This is a genomic window from Pedobacter frigoris (assembly GCF_032678645.1).
Lineage (GTDB): Bacteria > Bacteroidota > Bacteroidia > Sphingobacteriales > Sphingobacteriaceae > Pedobacter > Pedobacter frigoris_A.
Genome location: NZ_JAVTSP010000003.1, coordinates 165,891 through 186,615, shown reverse-complemented (window position 1 = coordinate 186,615; position 20,725 = coordinate 165,891). Strand labels below are relative to the sequence as shown.

At 40.0% G+C, this 20,725-nt stretch carries 19 protein-coding genes; 9 read left to right on the top strand and 10 right to left on the bottom strand.

The features are described 5' to 3' along the window. Positions 1–219: 219 nt before the first annotated feature. Positions 220–1,224, top strand: a complete 1,005-nt coding sequence (locus tag R2Q78_RS11355; protein WP_316791922.1) for a glycoside hydrolase family protein — start codon at positions 220–222, stop codon at positions 1,222–1,224. Between the two features lie 47 nt (positions 1,225–1,271). Here R2Q78_RS11355 and R2Q78_RS11350 read toward each other — a convergent pair whose 3' ends face one another. The 6 genes from R2Q78_RS11350 to R2Q78_RS11325 form a co-directional block, all read right to left on the bottom strand. Beyond that, positions 1,272–2,000: an acyl-CoA desaturase gene (locus R2Q78_RS11350; RefSeq protein WP_316791919.1), complete on the bottom strand. Its 729-nt coding sequence runs from the start codon at positions 1,998–2,000 to the stop codon at positions 1,272–1,274. Next, the gene (locus R2Q78_RS11345; protein WP_316791917.1) at positions 2,000–2,497 is read right to left on the bottom strand and encodes a phosphoheptose isomerase; all 498 of its coding nucleotides are present in this window, start codon (positions 2,495–2,497) and stop codon (positions 2,000–2,002) included. The genes R2Q78_RS11350 and R2Q78_RS11345 overlap by 1 nt, the downstream gene beginning before the upstream one ends. 97 nt (positions 2,498–2,594) lie before the next feature. Next, positions 2,595–3,197, bottom strand: coding sequence for a hypothetical protein (locus R2Q78_RS11340; RefSeq protein WP_316791915.1), 603 nt, complete (start codon positions 3,195–3,197; stop codon positions 2,595–2,597). Positions 3,198–3,317: 120 nt separating this feature from the next. Further along, positions 3,318–3,683, bottom strand: coding sequence for a response regulator transcription factor (locus R2Q78_RS11335; RefSeq protein WP_316791912.1), 366 nt, complete (start codon positions 3,681–3,683; stop codon positions 3,318–3,320). A 94-nt stretch (positions 3,684–3,777) separates the two neighbouring features. Then, positions 3,778–5,094, bottom strand: a complete 1,317-nt coding sequence (locus tag R2Q78_RS11330) for an alpha/beta fold hydrolase (RefSeq protein ID WP_316791910.1) — start codon at positions 5,092–5,094, stop codon at positions 3,778–3,780. Between the two features lie 74 nt (positions 5,095–5,168). After that, on the bottom strand, positions 5,169–5,861 hold the full coding sequence (locus tag R2Q78_RS11325; RefSeq protein ID WP_316791908.1) for a GDSL-type esterase/lipase family protein: 693 nt from the start codon (positions 5,859–5,861) through the stop codon (positions 5,169–5,171). Between the two features lie 82 nt (positions 5,862–5,943). Between R2Q78_RS11325 and R2Q78_RS11320 the strand changes: the two genes are divergently transcribed. The 6 genes from R2Q78_RS11320 (at position 5,944) to R2Q78_RS11295 (ending at position 15,248) form a co-directional block, all read left to right on the top strand. Next, positions 5,944–7,164, top strand: coding sequence for a FecR family protein (locus tag R2Q78_RS11320; RefSeq protein WP_316791904.1), 1,221 nt, complete (start codon positions 5,944–5,946; stop codon positions 7,162–7,164). 88 nt (positions 7,165–7,252) lie between these two features. Continuing rightward, on the top strand, positions 7,253–7,819 hold the full coding sequence (locus R2Q78_RS11315; RefSeq protein ID WP_316791901.1) for an RNA polymerase sigma-70 factor: 567 nt from the start codon (positions 7,253–7,255) through the stop codon (positions 7,817–7,819). A gap of 344 nt (positions 7,820–8,163) precedes the next feature. Then, positions 8,164–11,556: a SusC/RagA family TonB-linked outer membrane protein gene (locus R2Q78_RS11310; protein ID WP_316791899.1), complete on the top strand. Its 3,393-nt coding sequence runs from the start codon at positions 8,164–8,166 to the stop codon at positions 11,554–11,556. Positions 11,557–11,562: 6 nt separating this feature from the next. Beyond that, a complete protein-coding gene (locus R2Q78_RS11305; protein ID WP_316791896.1) occupies positions 11,563–13,041 on the top strand; it encodes a RagB/SusD family nutrient uptake outer membrane protein in 1,479 nt (492 codons plus the stop codon). Between the two features lie 9 nt (positions 13,042–13,050). Next, positions 13,051–14,019: a DUF4465 domain-containing protein gene (locus R2Q78_RS11300; protein WP_316791895.1), complete on the top strand. Its 969-nt coding sequence runs from the start codon at positions 13,051–13,053 to the stop codon at positions 14,017–14,019. A gap of 26 nt (positions 14,020–14,045) precedes the next feature. Then, complete coding sequence (locus R2Q78_RS11295; RefSeq protein ID WP_316791893.1) at positions 14,046–15,248, top strand: TlpA disulfide reductase family protein; 1,203 nt, start codon at positions 14,046–14,048, stop codon at positions 15,246–15,248. Positions 15,249–15,327: 79 nt separating this feature from the next. On the opposite strand, the gene R2Q78_RS11290 is transcribed toward R2Q78_RS11295, so the two are convergent. Continuing rightward, positions 15,328–16,251, bottom strand: coding sequence for a DUF6263 family protein (locus tag R2Q78_RS11290; protein WP_316791891.1), 924 nt, complete (start codon positions 16,249–16,251; stop codon positions 15,328–15,330). A gap of 211 nt (positions 16,252–16,462) precedes the next feature. Here R2Q78_RS11290 and R2Q78_RS11285 point away from each other — a divergent pair, with 211 nt between their 5' ends. Both R2Q78_RS11285 and R2Q78_RS11280 read left to right on the top strand, forming a co-directional pair. After that, positions 16,463–16,933 carry a hypothetical protein gene (locus R2Q78_RS11285; RefSeq protein ID WP_316791889.1) on the top strand — a complete coding sequence of 157 codons (471 nt, stop codon included), beginning with the start codon at positions 16,463–16,465 and terminating at the stop codon, positions 16,931–16,933. A 12-nt stretch (positions 16,934–16,945) separates the two neighbouring features. Next, entirely contained in the window at positions 16,946–17,146 is a 201-nt protein-coding gene (locus R2Q78_RS11280) for a helix-turn-helix transcriptional regulator (RefSeq protein WP_136837689.1), read from the top strand. A gap of 43 nt (positions 17,147–17,189) precedes the next feature. Here R2Q78_RS11280 and R2Q78_RS11275 read toward each other — a convergent pair whose 3' ends face one another. The 3 genes from R2Q78_RS11275 to R2Q78_RS11265 form a co-directional block, all read right to left on the bottom strand. After that, complete coding sequence (locus R2Q78_RS11275; RefSeq protein WP_316791885.1) at positions 17,190–18,182, bottom strand: metallophosphoesterase family protein; 993 nt, start codon at positions 18,180–18,182, stop codon at positions 17,190–17,192. Between the two features lie 87 nt (positions 18,183–18,269). After that, positions 18,270–18,722, bottom strand: a complete 453-nt coding sequence (locus tag R2Q78_RS11270) for a DUF5018-related domain-containing protein (RefSeq protein ID WP_316791883.1) — start codon at positions 18,720–18,722, stop codon at positions 18,270–18,272. A 28-nt stretch (positions 18,723–18,750) separates the two neighbouring features. Beyond that, a complete protein-coding gene (locus tag R2Q78_RS11265; RefSeq protein ID WP_316791881.1) occupies positions 18,751–20,700 on the bottom strand; it encodes a RagB/SusD family nutrient uptake outer membrane protein in 1,950 nt (649 codons plus the stop codon). Positions 20,701–20,725: the final 25 nt, after the last annotated feature.

Genomic DNA, 20,725 nt, shown 5'->3' with positions numbered 1-20,725 from the left:
GCATTTGCAAAAATATGTGTAGTGGCCCCATTATTTCTGAGGTAGATTGGGTGGTAGCAGTAAACCCATTAAAACTGAATAATTATGATTGAACCAAAGAAATATTTACTACTGATTTGTATAATTTGCCTTTCATTCCAAGTATTCTCGCAAAGTTTTCAAACGGCTACGGTATTGCAAAGTGCAAAAGGAAAAACCTTAACGCTACCATATTCGAAGATGGCGTTGACCGCAAAATTAATTGGGACAGCTGTTAGCGACCCCAATTGGTTCAACTGGTGTGTTAGTCCCATTCAGTCCAAAGATGGGAAGACGCATCTGTTTACCAGTCGTTGGCCCGCAAGGGAAGGTGACCAAGGCTGGATAGGTCCCAATGCTGAAATCGCGCATTATGTTGCAGACAAACCCGAAGGACCTTTTCAATTTGTGGAGACCGTTTTGAAAACATCAATGTTTGCTGACTCAGAAAAAATGTTTGCTCCACATAATCCGCGCATAGAATATGTTGATGGAAAGTATATTTTGTTATACATTTTTCAAACCGTAAAGAAAGACGTAAAAATGCGCATCGGCATGATGATCGCAGATAAACTCGAAGGTCCATGGCGGTTTGCCGGTAAAAACGGCGGACAGGTAGCGGAAGTTTCGCAGGATCCCCGGCACTGGACGTACAATAGTGTCATTGGTATAGACAACCCGGCTTTCATGAAGATCGGAAAAAAATATTGCATTTATTTCAAATCCGGTACGCCTAAGCAGCTAGCTGCGCGATATGGAATTGCGACGTCAGATAAACTAGAAGGACCCTACACATTACAAGACAAGCCTGTTACAGACAACGCCAGTTACCTTGAAGATGCACAAGCATTTAAATTAGGAAAACAGTATTATCTGCTGACCACAGACAACCTGGGTGGTAACACCGGTATTTATGGGAACCTGATTCTCTGGAAATCCAATACAGGTACAGATTTTAAATTGAAGGACGCAAAAATTGCTATGGGTAATATTTTAGATTATTGGGGAACTGAAGAAGATCATCAAAAATTACTGGCCAACCCAAAACACTATGAACATGATAAAAGCGGAAAACTAGAACGTCCCGCTGTATTGTTGATCAATGGAAAACCAGCGTATTTTTACTCTACGGCAGGACTTAATATCAGTGGCGGTCAGGTTGCTGAGAATTATGTATTTAAAATTGACTGGAACAACGGAAAGTAGCAGAGCTATGGTACAATGGTTGCCTTGCTTTGGCAAGGCAACCGTAATTAAGTTTTTCTAATTTTGATGATGCGCATCCAGTGCATCACCTTCATAATTGGGTAAGTAGGATCAAATTCAAACCAGCGCGAAGCAAAATTTGGACTGTTCGGTTTTTTATGGTGGTTATTCTGAAACAACTCGCCCAGCATCAGGAAATCTAATGGAAGTGTATTTTTACTATGATCGTCATTATCATGGTTTGAATACCCGTACTTGTGTCCGCACCAGTTTACAATAGCACCATGAACAGGTCCCATTAAGAAATGTACAGGCAACAAAAGGTACATCCACCATGCGGTAGCAAAGGTTACATAGAACCAAATATAAAAGCCTATAAAAACAAATCTGGTAAGCCATGAATTGCCTATTTTATCAACCAGAGGCCAGGAAGGATATTTATCTCTGAATTGCTCTTCAGGCTCTACATTATACTTCGCATAGTTCAAATACATGTTTTTCGTTTTGATCATCATTCCCCATACATCTTTTACAAAATGTGGAGAGTGAGGATCTTTTTCTGTATCAGAGAATGCGTGGTGCATGCGGTGCAAGATCGCGTATGCACGTGGGTTCAAAAACGATGAGCCCTGAGACAAAAACGTAATAATGTAAAAGAATTTCTCCCAAAATATATTCATTTTAAACATCTTATGCGAGGCATAGCGATGCAGAAAGAAAGTTTGAGAAAACAAGGATAGGAACCAGTGCGTGAGGAAGAATATTAAAATAATCATTATCTCCCAAAGTCATCTTGTACCCTAACTATATCATTTTCATCAGACGGCTGAGCCGGATCTGTGTGCTGCCAGATTTCAGAAACAATGCCCCAATCTTCCAAGCCGATTAATCTGTGTCTTTCCCCTTGTTTCAATTTGATGCTTTGGCCAGGCACCAGTTGCTGAACTTCACCTTGCTCATCTGTATCACTTGTACTTACACCTACTGTTCCGTTTACTACTCTCCAGATTTCGGCACGGCGATGGTGGTATTGCCATGACAAGCGGGTATTGGGAGCTACGATTAATATTTTCGGACTTAATTTACCAGAGATCTTTAAATCATCGACATTTAATCCTTCGAAATAAACATTAGCAAATTGCTGGGCTTGCTCTTCATCGATGACAAAAAAACCACCCCAAGGGCGTGTTTCATCACGATTTACCACGTTAAAGCCTTCGATTTTTAAGCGTTGTGCTACACCTTCAAATATTTCCTTTTTTTGATCTGACATTTTAATAACAGTATTATTTTAATCCACAAACTTAGCTAAAATGGTTAAGCATTCATTAAATACAGACAAAAAAATGAAGGAATTGTTTTACAGTGAATTAGTCTTCCCGCTCCCAGGTCAGCCTATCGATCTCACACAGATCCATATTCAGTCCAATGATCAGATCATATAACAACGATATATTTTTATCCTCTGAGATTAATCTTTCATGAAGCACTTCAGCATAGTGTTCTAAAAATTCGTCGTACATTTCTTCAGGGATGTCAACTGTATTTAAACGGAGCTGACAAGCGGTATGGTATAACAACTGGGAAATCGAAAAATAAACCGAGTTTAAATTGAATAACAAATCCTGATAATTCTTACTGTCCCATTCCAGGATGTAAATATGATAGCTATTCGAGGCTTCCTGATTGTATTCTTCATTCTCCATTACCTCCAGTTCATCAAGGTTATTGATCATTAAATATGTTTTCGAACAATCTATAACTTTATCAACTGACTTCAACAAAACCTTTACAATACCATCATCTACAGATTCCAGAAGTTCAAAATCATCGGCAGTAATAGAATCAGCACTGACCAGGCCTTTAAGATCTGCCAGATCCCTTTCATAAGCAATTAGAAAGCCATTTTTGCAAAGCTCATTGATCACAAAACTTAAAATATGTGGTACTAAACCTTTTACAACGTCTTCCAAAACTGCTCCTTTCTGATCATATAGATGAAGTTAATTACATCTCATGATAATACAAAATAAAATAAGAAAGCCAGACGTATAGCCTGGCCTTCTTATTTTATTTTATAATGATCTCAAAACCTATGATTTCGACAACTGTGCGTTGATACGTCGCACAATGTAATCTATATCAAATGGTTTACTGATGTAGTCATTAGCGCCTGCTTCCAGACTTTTCTGTTTGTTCTGATCATTTGCAGACATCACAATAATAGGAATGTGTTTAGTAAAAGGATCTCCCTTAAGATCTGTACAGATGTCTGTACCATCACCATCAGGGATCATCACATCAAGGATAAATAAATCCGGCACAGAATCTCTTAGTTTACTTTTTAGTTCAGCAAATGTCGATGACAATTGCAGTTCGTACCCTTCATCTTTAAGTAAAACTCCAATGATGTATCTGATATCTTCATCATCTTCAAGCACATGTATTCTTTTTATCATATCTGTTTTAAGTTATATAGATTTTAGTCTACGTAAACAGCAAGAATTTTGCCACATATGACAAGTGGAAGTGTAATTGTTACTTAAAAGTTTTTTATTTTGCTTTTATCCAGGCCGCAATATCATTTATCAGCCCATCAAAAACACTCGCATGAGCTTGATACTGCTGAGGTGTACTTTTTTCAGGATGTACACTTAACATATGGTTAAGTTCCGGATACAGCTTAAGTGTAACATTCTTTTTAGTACCTAATGCTGCCTTCCATAAATTATAATCAGTCGTTGTTACCTGGTAATCATTTTCGCCCTGAGCGATGAAAACTCTTTGCTTACTGATTTTCTTTGCTGCCTCAACCTGATTGTTTACATTTAAATCAATCCAGTAAGCGGCAGGCAGACCTGCTACAATAGAATCAGGCTTCATTGTGCCAAGCTTAGTCAGTTTACCTTTTTCATACTCGGCAACTATCGTATCCAGCTGCTTTTTACCGGCTACTGTTGTATCATTCATCAATGAAAAAAGAAACTTGTTTTGCTCAACGATCATATCTGACAACTTCCTTGCAGGAGCAGCAACCATAATGAGGCCTTTTAAATCAGGTGCAAGCAGTGGCATCCTTGGGGCAAGCATTCCGCCCAGGCTATGTCCCAGTACATAAATTTGTTTTTTATCCGCTCCGGGGATCGTACGCGCAAGAGCTATAGCAGCTATAGCATCATCCATCACCTCTTCTTTAACTGTAAAAGCGCCAACAAAATCTCCCGGATAAATCATCGTTCTTTTCACATAACGGATACTCGCTATGCCTTTTGCTGCCAGGCCCAATGCTAAATCCTTCAGTGGTTTGTTTGGGCCATAGGTCGCATCCATATCACTTGGACCAGAACCATGTACCAAAACTACTATTGGATAGTTTGAAATCTTTTTAGGGGAAGTCAGTAACCCAACAAGATTATGTCCCGGTGCTTTCACATATACTTCTTCCTGTTTATATAAAGTAGTATCTGCGTAAGCTGGCAGTACGTAACCCTCAACAGGAGATTTTGGCTGGAGGAAAAAACCGACCATTTTTTCTGCTTTATTGAATGCAAGTAAAAAAGGCTGCGAATCATTTGTAAATTTTATATCAATCACAACCGCAAACAGCTCACCCTCAGTTTTACTGCTAGATACTGAACCCGATTCGTACTTACCCAGCTTTTCGCCCAGTCTGTCCCAGATTTCCTTTATTTTAGCTTCAGGAACCTTCGCCTGAAAAGTACTATCGAAAAATCCATATGCCTCGGTATATTTCTCTTCAGACAAAAGCTTAAAGAAATCCTGGGACTTACCCAATAAGTTTAGGACACTTTGCGAAAATGCAGAAGTTGTAATTAATAGTGCAAAAAATAACAGGCATACTCTTTTCATGAATATTGTTTTAGCTTATTGTGGATTATTTGAGTTGATTATTAAGATTTAGAAATCAAAGTTAGTATAAAAATTCACTTGGGAAAGTTATTGTTAATGAGATACGGACTCAGCACCTTTTGCCAGATTTTATAACCTTCGGGCTTCATATGCAGATTATCCTGCAGAAAAATATCCTTGTATACCATTCCATCTTTATCCAACATGGGAGCCCACATATCCACAAATTGTGTTTTCTTTGATTTTTTACTGTAGGCCTTCAATGCTTTATTAAATTCCTCATACTTATCTTTCAGGTGCCATCTCGCCACACTTGGTTTAGCCCCGATAAATACTACCGGAACTCCCGGCAAAGCTGCCCTGATCTTTTCCCTCAGTTGCTTCGCCTGCTTAAGGATCACCTCAATTGAGATACCGGCGGCAATATCATTATCTCCTTCATAAATAAATATTTTAGCCGGTCTATAGGGAGTAACCGCACGATCTGCATAGTATAACAAGTCTTCAAACTTTGAACCGCCAAATCCTCTGTTGATGACATATGCCTTAGGGAAATAGCTTTGCATATCAGGCCACATCCTCAGGGTGGAACTTCCTACAAAAAGGTTACTACCCGACTTTACACCTTCAAGAGCATCCTTTTGATCAAAGCCACTTATCTCCTTTTCAAATGTTTTAGGGTTATAATCCTGAGCAATCGATTCACCCGCAAAAAAAATCAACAAGCACAAACTGATGGCTAAAAACCGATTATTAAAATATTTCATTATATTCTTTTTATTTTTCTACTACCTGGGCATCCCTAAACCGACTTAATAATAAACCACGAATTACATGGTTTAAAAGATTATGACCAAATATAGTGCAAAACAATTATTAGAACGATACGTAGAAGGTACCTGCACAGCCGAGGAAAAGGCTATAGTGGAAAGTTGGCACCTTAAAGAATTGGAGCGTAAAAATTTTGAACCCGACCCAAATCAGATCGAGCAGGCACATGAAAATATATGGAAATCTATCAATTCAAGATCTCAAAACAACTTCCCCAAGCCCCTATTGACTCGCCCGCCATATCGCTATGCGGCCGCTGCAATACTAGCCCTTACACTATCTGCAGCCTTATTTTTCTTCATTCAAAAGAATACTGGATATGCTACTGTTAAAGAATTACTGGTAAAAAGTGGAAAAGATTTTATTCCGGGAGGAAATAAAGCTGTACTTACTTTAGCTGACGGTTCCAAAATTTCACTTACCGATGCATCAACCGGAAATCTGATCAACCAGTCAGGAATTACGATTACCAAAACCAATGATGGACAGGTGGTTTATAAAATAGATTCAAAAGAGGCGGAAAATGTAAAGTTGAAGCAACCGAAATACAATACGATAACAACTCCTAAGGGTGGTCAGTTTCAAATTGACCTGCCCGACGGCTCTAAAATCTGGCTCAATGCTGAGTCTTCTTTGAAATACCCGATGATTTTTAAAGGTGGTGTACGAAAAGTTGAATTAACGGGAGAAGCCTATTTTGAAGTTGCAAAAGCCGGACTGCCCTTTATCGTAGAAAGCAACGGACAGGAAGTTAAAGTGCTGGGTACGCACTTTAATATCAACAGCTATGCTGATGAAGGCAGCACGAAGACAACGTTATTAGAGGGTAGTGTTTCTGTTCGCCATGCTGAGCCCGATGGACAGGGGCAAGCTCTGCGTCAGAATGACGAGGCGGCTAGAATGGCCAACGTAAAAACCGAAGCCATTATTCTCAAACCTGACCAACAAGCCGTGCTGACCAATACCACCATCAAAGTGCAGGAGGCAGATATAGAAAATGAAATGGCATGGAAAAATAATCTCTTCATTTTTAAAGGGGAAAGTATTGAAAGTATTGCCAGAAAGCTATCCAGATGGTATGATGTTGAATTCAGCTTTGAAGGTAACGCTTCCAGTCTTTCCTATGTAGGTATTGTGTCGCGTTCAAAAAACATATCAAGCGTACTCAGTATTATGGAAGGGGCAGGAAATGTCCATTTTAAAATTGATGGAAGGAGGATTACGATCATCTCCAAATAAGCTTGATTATCATCCATTATGATTCAGGCCGGCCCACATTTCATCATTCGTTGTGAATTAATTGTTATATTCGCATAGGATAATAGTAATGTCGGTTTATAACACACTTCCGGACAATGAACTACTTCAATTGACCAGATCTGAGGATCGGCGGGCATTTAATGAAATCTACAATCGTTATGGCAGCCTGCTTTATGTTTATGCACTCAAGCTCACCAATGATAAAGAAGACGCAGACGACATTGTACAGGAGGTTTTTTTATCACTCCTGACCAGGAATGATCTGGAAGTAAAAAAAACACTTTCTTCTTATCTATATTCAGCTGTCCGTTATAAAATATTTGATCTTTTTGCACATAAGAAAGTCCGGACAAACTACGCCGATTCTTTACAACACTTCATTGATGATGGAGAATACATCACAGATAACTATGTGAGAGAAAGGGAACTTGCCAGATTAATAGAAAAAGAAATCTGTCTGCTTCCAAAAAAAATGCGTGAGGTATTCGAATCCAGCCGAAAAGCCAATCTTTCACAAAAGCAAATTGCTGAAAAATTCAACATTTCAGAAAAAACAGTGAAGAAACAGATCAACAATTCAATTAAAATATTGAGACTTAAACTGGGTAAACTGATTATTTTCACTTTTATTTAAAATAGTTCATTTTTTCCTACTACCTGGATATTTCTGAGCCGACATATTATAAAGCGACTTACTTTTTGTGCTTTATGAACCACCATGATTTGCTACCAATATTCAACAAGAACTAAACATATGAAAGGAGAACCGAAATTATGACCTAAGGGCTACTCGTAATTGTAACTCCAAAAAAAACCAGATACCGTTTAGAGCCGATATCTGGAGAAGGCTGGGTTACATTAAATATTATTGCGGAAACAACAAAATCAACAACCCAAAACCCAAACAAATGTATGAAATTTTACCATTTATTTAGGTCTGAGCTCCTTGCGTACAGACCTGACCAAATACTGCGTATTATGAAATTAACTGCCATCATAATAACCACTTTTCTTTTACAGGTTAGCGCAGCTGGTTTTGCTCAAAAGATTACATTAAAAGAGAGTAATGCTTCTCTTGAAAAGATCGTAGTTCAAATCAGAAAACAAAGCGGATATGATTTTATAGTAGATGCTAAATCACTGAAAGCTGCAAGACCAGTTAGCATTAACGTTAAGAATGCGAGCCTAGAAGAGGCGTTAAATATCTGTTTTTCCAATCAACCGCTTTCTTACAGTTTACAAGAAATGACTGTTGTTATTAAGGATAAACCTAAAACAATACTCCAGCGAATTTCAGAATATATCAATGCTGTAGATTTAAGAGGAAGAGTCACAGATGAAAAAGGAGCTCCGATAGCCGGAGTTAATGTCACAGAAAAAGGGACCAGCAACAAGACCTCTACGGCTGCCAACGGAGAATTTATCCTTAGGAATGTAAAGGAAAATGCGATTCTCGTTTATTCATTTGTAGGCTACAAATCCAAAGAAGTACGAAGTGGAGGAACAGCCTACATCACTACTGTTCTGGAACAGGAAGTAACCAGTCTGGAAGAAATGGTGGTTGTAGCCTATGGTACAGCCAAAGCCAAAGATGTTACAGGATCGGTCTCCCGCCTTGGAGAAAAAGAGGTTAAAAATGCTCCAATGGGCGCTACCATCCAAAGCTTAATCCAGGGAAGGGCATCAGGCGTGAACGTAGTTGTTCAATCTGCCTCTCCTACATCCCCAATTAGCGTTGTGATCCGTGGAGCTTCTTCTCTTTCCGGAAATAACCAGCCGCTATGGGTAATTGACGGTGTGCCTGATTATTCTACATCTACCTCCGGAGACATCCAAAACTCACTGTACAACCTGAACCTGAATGATGTTGAGAGTATAGACATCCTCAAAGATGCGTCTGCGACTGCGCTATATGGCTCTCGTGCAGCCAATGGAGTTGTATTGGTTACGACCAAAAAAGGGATTGCCGGGCAAAAGCCAACCATTGAGCTATCGAGTAGATTAGGTTATATGCAACAGGATTTTAATGGCTATAAATACATGGAAGCTCCTGAATACATACGCTTTGCTGATGCTGCGGCACGCGAAGAAGCATACAGAAGAGGGGCATTCGACTATTTCACCCGTTTATACCTTGATGAGCAGGCTTTCTTTAACTTAAATACCAGTGAGTTCGACAGGTCTTCATTTAAAATACTTCCAGGTGCTTACTATGAAGGAAATACGAACTGGCTCAAAGAAATGACGCAAAATCCGCTGACACAACAATACGATCTCTCACTGAGAGGCGGAACGGATAACATTTCCTATTATGTTTCATTAAACAACACCAATAATGAAGGTATTGTAAAGACCGGAAGCAGTGAAGTTTTTGGAGGCAGGATAAACCTGGAGGCAAGAATCAGAACAGGTCTTAAATTCGGATTGAACCTGAGCGGATCATCCAGAAAAACGAATGATAAAGACTACATGTTGACAGTATTGAAACAGATTCGTCCTGATATCCCACCTTACAATCCCGACGGCTCACTTTTCACCAGAGACGCTTATACTGAGAATCCCTACACTACCCTATTAAATACCATAACTGCAAATGGCCAGATCTTTAATGGTACCGGATTTCTTGAATATTCAATCATTAACGGTCTGGTTTTAAAAACTGCTTATACTGCAAATTACAACAACTCGCAGGATCTTGAATACAGGAGAAAAGGCAGCACGTTCAATACTACCGGAAGCAGGACCTGGAGTAATCCTAAGATCCAGACCAATGTCTGGGAAAATACACTTACTTATGCCAAAACGATTGGCAAGCATGACCTGACCGCCCTTGCGGGATATTCCATGGAAAAAAACAGCGCATTGGCTTATGGTATGAATGCAACTAACTTTCCAGATGATGATATCCTGAATGACTTTACTTCTGGAGCAACCAGGGGAGCGTTGACAGAGACATTTTCTGAAAATGCACTGATTTCACAGTTTGCAAGAGCATATTATAAGTACAACAACCGTTATATCATTTCAGGTACAATCAGAAGAGATGGATCTTCGCGGTTTGGACCAGATAAGAGATGGGGTACCTTCCCTTCAGGTGCTGTAGCATGGCTGATCACAGAAGAGAATTTTATGAAAGGCGCAGGAATCACTAAAATTGTGAATTATCTTAAACTGCGTGCTTCAATTGGAAAAGCCGGATCTCAAAATTTGGGTAACTACGATTGGATCACTCGTGTAGGATCTGCAAGATACAATGAGAATCCAGCCATAGCGCCAAGTTCTATAGGAAACGATGGCCTTCAGTGGGAACAAACCACAATGAAAGATTTCGGCCTTGACTTCGGAATGTGGGGAGACCGCGTAAGGGGTACTTTTGGCCTATATGAAAAGAAAACCGATCAGATCATTTATAGTCTGCCATTACCTCCAAGCTCATCTGTGTCGACCATCAATTCAAACGTAGCTTCAATGAAGAATAATGGTGTGGAGTTTGACATCAAAGTGGATGTGGTGAAAAGACAGGATTTGACGGTGACCGCAGACCTGAATATGTCCAACAATATCAACAGGGTGATGCGCATTAATGGGATTACCAAACAACTTAATTTCCCAAGTACCCAAACGGTATACATGACTGTAAAAGAAGGTGAAAGAACTGGTCATTGGTACGGTTTTCAGACCGCTAACAGACTGTTTGCCACTCCTGAGGAGATCATTGCGCTACAGGGTACAACAGCAGTAGGTGCCAAAAGATTCTACCGTACTTCAACTGAAAATGTGGGCGATCTTTATTTCATAGATCAGAATGGCGACGGACAGATTACCAATGATGATAAAGTCAACCTGGGTAGTTCTGACCCTAAACTTTACGGAGGTTTTGGTTTAACTGTTTATTACAAGAACTTCATGATCAACGGTACATTTACCTATTCTTATGGAAATCAGCGATTATGGAAGCAACCAATGGATGATGTTGGCTACGTTGGAAATTATAACCACAGTAATCTGATTGCCGGGCGAAGCGCTACCCTGCTTAGTCCTTATGAAGCAGACATTCCGAGAATGACGCACTATGGCGACGGAGCAAACTCTACATTTTCTGATTTCTTTTTGTACGATGCCTCTTACATCAGATTAAATGCGCTAAACATTAATTACAGGTTACCAGAGCATATTTTCAAAAACAAACTTATTCAAGGTGTCAACTTCACGTTCCAGGCAACCAACCTGTTTACCATCACAAAGTACCCGGGTTTTGACCCGCAGGGAAACTGGTCTAGCAGTGCCATAGGAACAGGAATGGGTGTAGATAACAGTTACTATCCATCAGCCAAGATCTACAATCTGGGAGTTAGGTTTACTTTTAAATAGAAAATCATGAAAAAGATATTTTATACATTACTCATACTTGCAGGAACTACATCCTTTTCTTGCAAAAACTATCTGGATATACAGCCTATTCATTCGCTTACAGATGCAAATGCGATCAAAGATCTGGCGACTGCCAAAGCCTCATTGGGCGGAGTATATTCCTCTTTTCAAAATGATGACTGGGCAGGTGCATTGTATTGCGGACTCGCTTCTAAAGCCGGATTTGTACGTTTCAATACGGTAGATTACGACATGTCCTACAATCAGCTCACTGCGAGCAGCAGCTGGACAACCTTTTATAAAAGTTTGAATGCTGCGAATTTTGCCATCTCAGGAATTGGCAAACTTCCGGACGCAGCGGTAAGTCAGGCCGACAAAACTGTCCTTATTGCGGAAGGCAGATGCTTAAGGGCCTGGATCAATGCCAATTTACTATGGAATTATACACATTGGTGGGCCGATGACGCTGATATATATGGTTTGCTTTACCGTGATGAGGTTGTAAACCTTTCGAACATGCTAAAAGCACGTATTACGGTGGGTGAAAGCTATCAGAAAATCTATGACGATCTGGATTTCGCTATAGCAAACTTAGGTGATCTGACCACGCCACGTTATGTATCTAAGCAGTTTGCCAAAGCTTTAAAAGCCAAATTACTTTTATACAGAGGCGGATATCGCAATACTAAGGCTGATCTGGATGCTGCACTGGTTTTGGTTAATGATGTGCTGGCCAATCATCCTGCTACATTCAGTATGGAAGCGAACCTGGCAGACGTATATACCAACTCATGGGACTCCAAAGAAAATCTATTTGTAAAATACCTGGAAAACGATGGAACCAGAACTGCTAAGGGTGGTTATTATTATACTTATTACCTTTCTCAAATCGGTGGAAATACACTTCCATTGCCGGTTGGCGGCACACTGACTGCAGGTTTAGTTTACGGGCTTGACTGGTTTAGTAATGATCCACGCTGGCCGGTAGTGACCGGACCGGTAAGAGCTGCGGAAACCTGGGATAATGTGAATCGATTTACTTTCAAAAAAGTAGCCCGGCTGGGTAGTTATGCAGGCAAACTAGCCAATCCAATTGACGAAAAATACGCAGCCTATTATTTTAGATATCCCGAACTCTACCTGATGAAAGCAGAACTACTTGCAAGAACAGGTGCAACTCCGGCACAGGCTATTGCCCCTATCAATGAAATGCGCAGTAAGAGGACTACACCCGTATTAGCAGCATTAAATCCAGCAAATCAAATCGAACTGATGGATATGATATTCAAAGAAATATTTACAGAAACTTTCCTTGAAAATGGAAGCGAATTCTTTGCCGCAGTACGCTTTATGAAAGATGGAAAGCCTTGGATCGTAACCATCAAAAATGGTGTCGCTCTGCAGGAGAACAAAATGTGCAGGCCTATTCCTGATGCCGAAATCGTTAACAACACATTAATGGAACAAAATCCTGAGTTAAAATAGATTATAGCTATGAAACATAAACTGATCATCATGCTGGCTGTTATCTGCAGCATTGCGCTCTTCTCTTGCGAAAAAGAGAATAGAATACTGATTCCATATCCGGAAGATATTACTTTTGAAGACCAGACTTTAGGAACATTTACATTCAATATTCCCAATGCCCCATTTAAATCAGGGACTGAGAAAACAGGTATTGTAACCATGAATGTAAAAAATAATGGAGATGGTACTTTCTCGGGATTTGCAGTTTCCAATAAGAACTGGAGATCATTTCCGTGGAGCCTGAGTCCGGACTTCCCCCCAGCTGGCGGACTCACTCCTGCGAAAATCAAATCTGCAATAGATTCGTGTATTTTCAGTGTCTATACTACAACCACCAATCAAACCAATAATTTCCTGGTGGCATCTGTGAAAGATGAAGATGCTTCGTTTACCATAGATAAACCGACAGTGGTAGAACATGTATTGGTGGCCAATACCAGTTACAATTACCTTTTAGAAACCTATGGATCTATCTATTCCGGCACTCTAGATGCCAATACACAGGCTTATACTATAGGAGGAACCAAAGTAAAGAACATCAACATTGCCAATCCATCTACACTGATGTATGGAAGATTTACGTTGCCAGGTCCAGGCGGACAAAATGTAATCAGCTTAGCCGGAGATGAGGTTTTGGCCAGAAGATCGTCAGGCAATGCGACATTGGCAAAAGGGTTTGTTAAGCTTACTGTAAAAGGTTACAATGGAACTGCTGCAACAGGAAGTGTAGATTACTGGCTGGCCATCCGTCCGAATGTAGACCCTGCAAACCCTACGTTCAATTATGTAGCGGTAAACTGGTCTAAAGTAGACCTTACAGCATTAGGTGTAGTAAACAAGGTAGTATTTAGTCTTTCATCATCTTATAAAGATGGTGCGGGAAACATGCTGATCGCACCTTATTTCTGCCTGGACGGGATAAGACTTAGAAAATAAAGACATCATTATATAATAATAAAGACATGAAAAAGATTGCATTATTTTATTCATTGATCATCATGATCACCTACCAGGCTCAGAGCCAGACGAAGGGAAATTATACACTTAATGTTACAGTTCCGAAGTCCGCAGATGGCAGAAAGGTATACCTGAAGTCGGAAGAAGCTCCGGGAAAACCTCTGGACAGCACAACAGTCAAAAACGGTGCTTTCAGCTTCTCAGGTTCTGTACCCTATCCACAGTTTTTTACATTGGTATTTAACAAGCTGGAAAAGCAAAGATTTGCATCTACAATTCCGGTATTTGTGGAGAACAAAAAAATCAGTGTGTCATCTGGTCTCGACAGCAATGCGACAGAGCTTGAAGCTTTGTATACAGGTGGCTTTCCGTATGAAAAAATCAAAGTAACCGGCTCCCCTGCTCATGACCTGTTCATGAAATACTCTGCGGGTTATGAGCCTTTAAAAGCGATCAATAGTAAAGCATTTGATGCCTACATCGCTTACCTGAATCCGGGAAAAGATAAACAAAAAGGACCGATATCTGAAGGCATTAAACTGGTAGAAAACATCGATATCGCCAAAGCAAACCTGCTGACTTATGTGAAAAGCTTTATTAAGAACAACAACACAAGTCCGGTTGCACTTTATGTGGCAAAAAAGAATATCGGTTCGTTTAGTGCAAAGGAGATCGATGAGGCGTTGGCTTCTCTTTCTCCATCGTTAAAATCCTCAGTTGGGGGTCAGAGCCTGGTGGAGAAAGCAGCTATAATTAAAAAAACTGCTGTAGGATCTAAGTTCGTAGATTTTGCTTTCAATGATAAAGATGGCAAGCCAGTTAAACTTTCCGATCATGTTGGTAAAGGGAAGTATACATTACTTGAATTCTGGGCTTCCTGGTGTGGTCCTTGCAGGGCAGACATCCCACACTTAAAAGAGGCCTATGAACTTTATCACCCCGCAGGATTTGAAGTGATCAGCATCTCTATGGATGATGATAAGGATAAATGGCTTAAGGCGATCAATGAAGAAAACATGACCTGGCTCCAGGTATCAGACCTGAAGGCCTTTAAAGGTGATTTTTCTAAAATTTATAACTTCAATGGAATCCCTACCTGCGTATTGGTTGGCCCTGATGGTGAAATCATTACCCGCAACATGAGGGGACTTTGGATGGATAAAAAGCTGATTGACCTTTACGGAAATAAATTCGGAGCTAAATTCTAGCTCTTAAAAAAACAAAGAGGCTGTCCGAAAAGTGAAGTGAACCCCAAAGGTTCAATTTATTCTTTTCGGACAGCCTTTTTTAATTACCGGTTACTGTAGTGGTGGATTTAATCTCCATCGGAATAGTCATTCCACCCGGTAAATTCTCAGTTTCTTTAACGTGGGTATTTCCTTTCATATCCTGTTTAAATAATGCTTCTGAAACCCATCCAGTATTCTTATCAACTTTGATAGTCGAAATATATTTTCCGCTCATTTCTATTCGCATCGGTATTGAGTTCTGAATAATCTCCTTTCCATTTCCTGTAGGAGTCATATCTGCATTTCCACTGATCAGATATTGGGAAGCAGTTACGTCATCCAATTTATATGTAGAATTCAAAGCCAAGGACATCCCGCCTGTTTCCATATTGGTTTTGATATTCCAAGTCTCTCCTTTTGCTACCGCCTTGTCAGGGAAAATAGCAGATAACATTTCCATGTTACCTTTAAATGCTTTATCTCCATAAGACTGATTTATCTGCGATTTGATCTGTTCTTTTTGTTCCTGACTGATGTTGGGAAACCCGTTTAATATATTATCAAACAATATTTCAACGTTTTTCACTTCAAGGATCTTTCCTGTCTTCGTCATTTTCACCTGGAAGGGTTTGTTCCTCATTTTGGAAAGTATGGTTGACATGATATCTGTTGTATCTTTCTTTTCTGAATCAAAATTCATTCCCCCTCCTGGCATCTCCATTTTCATGGAAAGACTGGTATAACTTACATCCATATTGTAAACATCATTTTCAATGGATAACACATTGTACTTTACTTTGCCATTAACTGTCATATTGATATTCATTGCCTGTCCATTTACAGTCTGGTTGATAGACATCACGGCACTGGTAGTCTGCAAATAGTCCTTTCCTTTTACAAGATTAAAGGCTAATTTATGCGTTTGCGCATCCGCTGAGCAGCACAAAACAAATGCGAAAAGAAAACCTAGTAAGTTCTTCATAAGCGTTAATTGATTTTTTAAATAGATTGGTTGTTTAAATTGGTTCAAACTTACAGGAAACGCCAATCATATCAAAATATATCAATGGCGCATTTTTGACTTCAATTTCTACAGCGAAAGATTAAAATGTAAAATAAACATTACATTTAGTAGATTTTACTTGACATCAATGTCGTAAATACTTTACATTTGATCAAACAAAATTGACAACATGAAAAATAACCTTCTTCTTCCAAGCCGTTATAAGATAATAGGCTGGATTACCTTCCTTGTTTTTGCCACACTTGGCTACTTTACGCTGTACAATGAATTCCAGATCCCGGGTTTTGCGATCCATGCTTCGATTCAAACTGATAGTGAGTTCGGACAGCTATTTTCAGGAGGGCCATTAAACAACAATTTCACCAATGAGCTTGCCATCCTTGGGACAGTGGTTGGTCTGCTGATGGTCTGTCTTGCGCGCCACAAAAATGAGGATGAGTACATCGCACAACTTAGGTTAAAGGCATGGCAATGGTCGGTACTGATCAGCTATATATTATTCATCATCATTAATTTTGCTTTCTATGGTATGGCATATTACATGATCGTATTTTACAACTCCTACACGATATTAATTATTTTTATTATCAAGTTCCACTACAGCATGTACAGACTAAATAAGCAAACTGAAACTAATTAAAACCTCACGGACATGAAAAATACAATTAGAATCCAGCGTGCTATAAAAAATATTACTCAGGCAGAGCTGGCAGAGCTCATCGGTGTATCGAGGCAGACCATTAATACCATTGAATCCAGTAAATATGTTCCATCTACGGTACTTGCTTTAAAAATGGCAAGGGTATTCGGGATTTCTGTTGATCAGATATTCGAGCTGGAAGAAGGGGATTGAACCTGTATATAAATTAGTGATGCTATGTCATCACTAATTTATTCTACTTTATTTTAGAAGCCTTGACTATCCTGCGCTTGCTGATTACCGGAACAATTTCCTTACCGACGGTTAAGCCGGTTGCATCTACGTAGTTTAATTGTTGTGGTGATGGGCCTGCCCAATTGCTTTTTCGTCCTTCGATAGTTATAATACCGGATGAGGGGTTGATGGTTAAGGTCGTAAATAACGCATCCTGATAAGGGCAGGTGTATGCTATCCAGGGATAGGCTTTATGTATCTCTTCAGAATAGCTATCGTGTTTATATTTATCACCCATCCAAAAATAAGAAGCTGAATTGATGTGAACGTAATTGATGCCTTTAATAAAAAGCTGACAATCTATATGTGTATGTCCGTTTATAGCCAATAATATTTTATCAGAAGCAGCGCTCAACATTCCCTGAATTTCCGCAGCATTATCCACAGCAAGCGCTCCAGCTAATGGCTGATGGCTCACAATAACAATTGGCCTATTGATTTCGTTCAACTGCTTTTGCAACCAGGCCTTTTGCTCGTCATTGATATACGATGCATACCCTCCCTTACGCGTAGGGGAACCTTTGTCATTACCATCCAGAACGATAAAGCATACCCCATTTATCTCTTTGGTATAATATCTTGCCGGCATTTTCCAATAATCAAGGCACTGTTGCTTGGTGTGCCCGGAATCGGTATCATGATTTCCTATGACATGCAACGCGACCGGATGTGCATTATTGAATTGGTCTATCAGTGCTTTATTTTTATCATTAGGGTAAGCGAAATCCCCCATTTGCATAATAAAATCTGGACTGGCTTTTTTCATGTGGCTTAGAAATGCTTGTAACCTTTCAGAACCATTATGTATTACATCCTGATGCAAGTCAGTAATTAGTCCAGCTTTGACCTCCTTTGCATTCAACGGGAACATAGCTTTCACAGCGTTAGGCATTTGTAAAACAACGCCTGTAGCAAGTACTCCTGTTAAAAATTTTCTTCTGTTTATCGTATCCATGCTTGTATGTAAATAATCAAGAGGCTGTCTGAAAAGGGTCGGATGACGACCGTATCTTTTCAGACAGCCTCTTAGTAAAACAATAAATTAAGGTGCTACCGAAATATTGATCGTCCAGTCGCGCGTAGTTCCATCAGCTGAGAAAAGCCTGTATACAAATGGGCCTTTTGAAAAATCAGCAATTATACCTGCTGCCGGAGCACCGTTTACAGGCTCAATTTTCTTTGCATAGTGAGAAATCCTGATACCGATCTTCGTGAGATCTGTTGCTGGCGTTGTCTTCGCAACTATCATCGTTATCGTCGAGTTAGCTTTGTCTATGGTAGTAGTTGCGGTTACCCCTTTGGTTTCATATCCAGTTACCACTTCATTATATCCAAGTTGCTGTTTGATTTCATCGTATTTAAATAATACCGCAGCGATGACTGTTGCATTATCGCCCCACAAAGTATCATCCAATTCTACTCTTGGTTTCAGACAAGAAGAGAATGCCAACAGGAAGATTAATGACAGGCTATATAATATCTTTTTATGTTTCATAATTTTAAAGTTTAAAGAATACATGTAATTAATTCCATCCTGGATTTTGACTTAAGGTTGTTCCATATACCTGATAAAGCTTGATTTGTCCCAATGGAATCGCACTTAAATAATCTCTGTCTGGATTGATATAAAGTCCACGTCCACCTGGTTTGAAATCATTTTGTCTAAACCATGGATTCATTCTGCCACTAGGAAAGGCTGCAACAGTAGTACCGTTAACAAGGTTGAATTCATTTTTGGTATAACCATCCTTTCTAATCTGGCTGTACAAGGTCGCATCAGAACCATTATCCAGGGCAACCTGTGCAGGAGTGCGATTGAAATAATTAAGGAATTCTTGCAATACAGCACCTTTTGGCTGGTAACCGTTGATTACTTTTTCGTATACCGCCCATCTTTTAAGGTCATCCAGACGAAATCCTTCCAATGCAAATTCTACTGTTCTCTCTCTCCTGATTTCATTTAGAACAGCAGAAGCCGTCGGATCGAATCCAAGATCCTCTCTATAAGTACCTGCAGGTAAACTGCCCATATTTAATGGTACCATTCCTACGCGGCTTCTGATCACATTTACAGTTTTATCAATATCTGATTGTGAAATTGTACCCAATATTGCCTTAGCTTCTGCTAAAGAAAGCAGACTCTCTTCATATCTCATCAGGATATCATCAGTCTCCCCTTTTGTTGCCTCCTGTGCCAATACGGCACCTTTAAAGTTTCTATATCCTGTTGACGTAAACCCGATACTGGTATATGGGGCCTGCGAAGCAATGACTGGATACCTGAAGGGATCACCATCACCACCACGTCCTGCGAGTTGATTTAACGGACCTCTGTCTGGTGTCCATACCGTTTGTCTGAAACGCGGATCCAGGTTAGTACTGAGTTGATTTAGCGTAGTCGTGTAATTGGTAGCAGAGACTGTTTGCTGCGAACCATCTTTATTTAAATAGATATCTGTTAGGTGATCGGTAATAGAGGGACCTGAATCCAGAATTTTAAAAAAGAAGTTATGACTGAGTGCCAGTAGTGCAGCATCATATGCCTTGAAAAGAAACACACCGTCGACACTATTTGCAACCTTTTGCGCAAATAGCTGGTTGTATGCAATGGTTTTATCCCCACCCGCAGTAAAGATTTTCGTCCCTTGTCTGGTGATGATCTGCTGTACTGTGGGTTCTACCATTTCCAAAAATTCCACGCCATTTTTTCCGGTCATTGCATATGGACTACCTTTTTTGCTGTGATAGTATTCCCAGGTACCTTCATAAAGTGCTACTCTTGCTTTTAACGTCAGGGCAGCTTCCTTATTCAACCTGCCTGCCATTCCTCCAGGACCTTCACCTTTCCAGCTCAGCTTTGCAATTGCCAGGTCCAGATCGGCGAGGATTTGTTTGGTCACATCATACCTTGAATCTCTGGGTGCATATAATTTTTGAAGATCAACATCGGTAAGAAGTTCCGTAATGATCGGTACACCACCGAAGTTTTTCAGTAAGTTGAAATAATCCCATGCACGGAAGAAGTACCCTTCACCAATATAGTGATTGGCTGCATCTGTTTTTTCTGCATTTAGATTGGCGTAGTGAAGGAAATAGTTATCCGATCTGATGTTGCTGTAACCGCCGGACCAGGTACCGTTTGTTTCGCCCGCTACCGAGGCAACATCCCACCTGTACAAACTGCCCGTAACAGTAGTCTGTACGATCATCATATCTGTATTCGCATCCAGGGCCAGGTTACTGTTTCCTCCGGATGTAGTACCCGTACCACCCTGCGTATTATATTGAGGAGCCAGACGGCTATAGAATCCGTTGACATACGTCTGAAGGTCGGATGCAGTGTTAAAGAAATCCGTAGCGGCTACCGAATCCAGAGGAGTTCTGTCTAAAAAATTCTTTTTGCAAGCCGCAAGATTCATCACCAAAAAGAGGGCGAATATGATCCTGCATGGTTTACTAATGTAAGCTTTCATCTCGTTTATATTTATGTATAAAGTG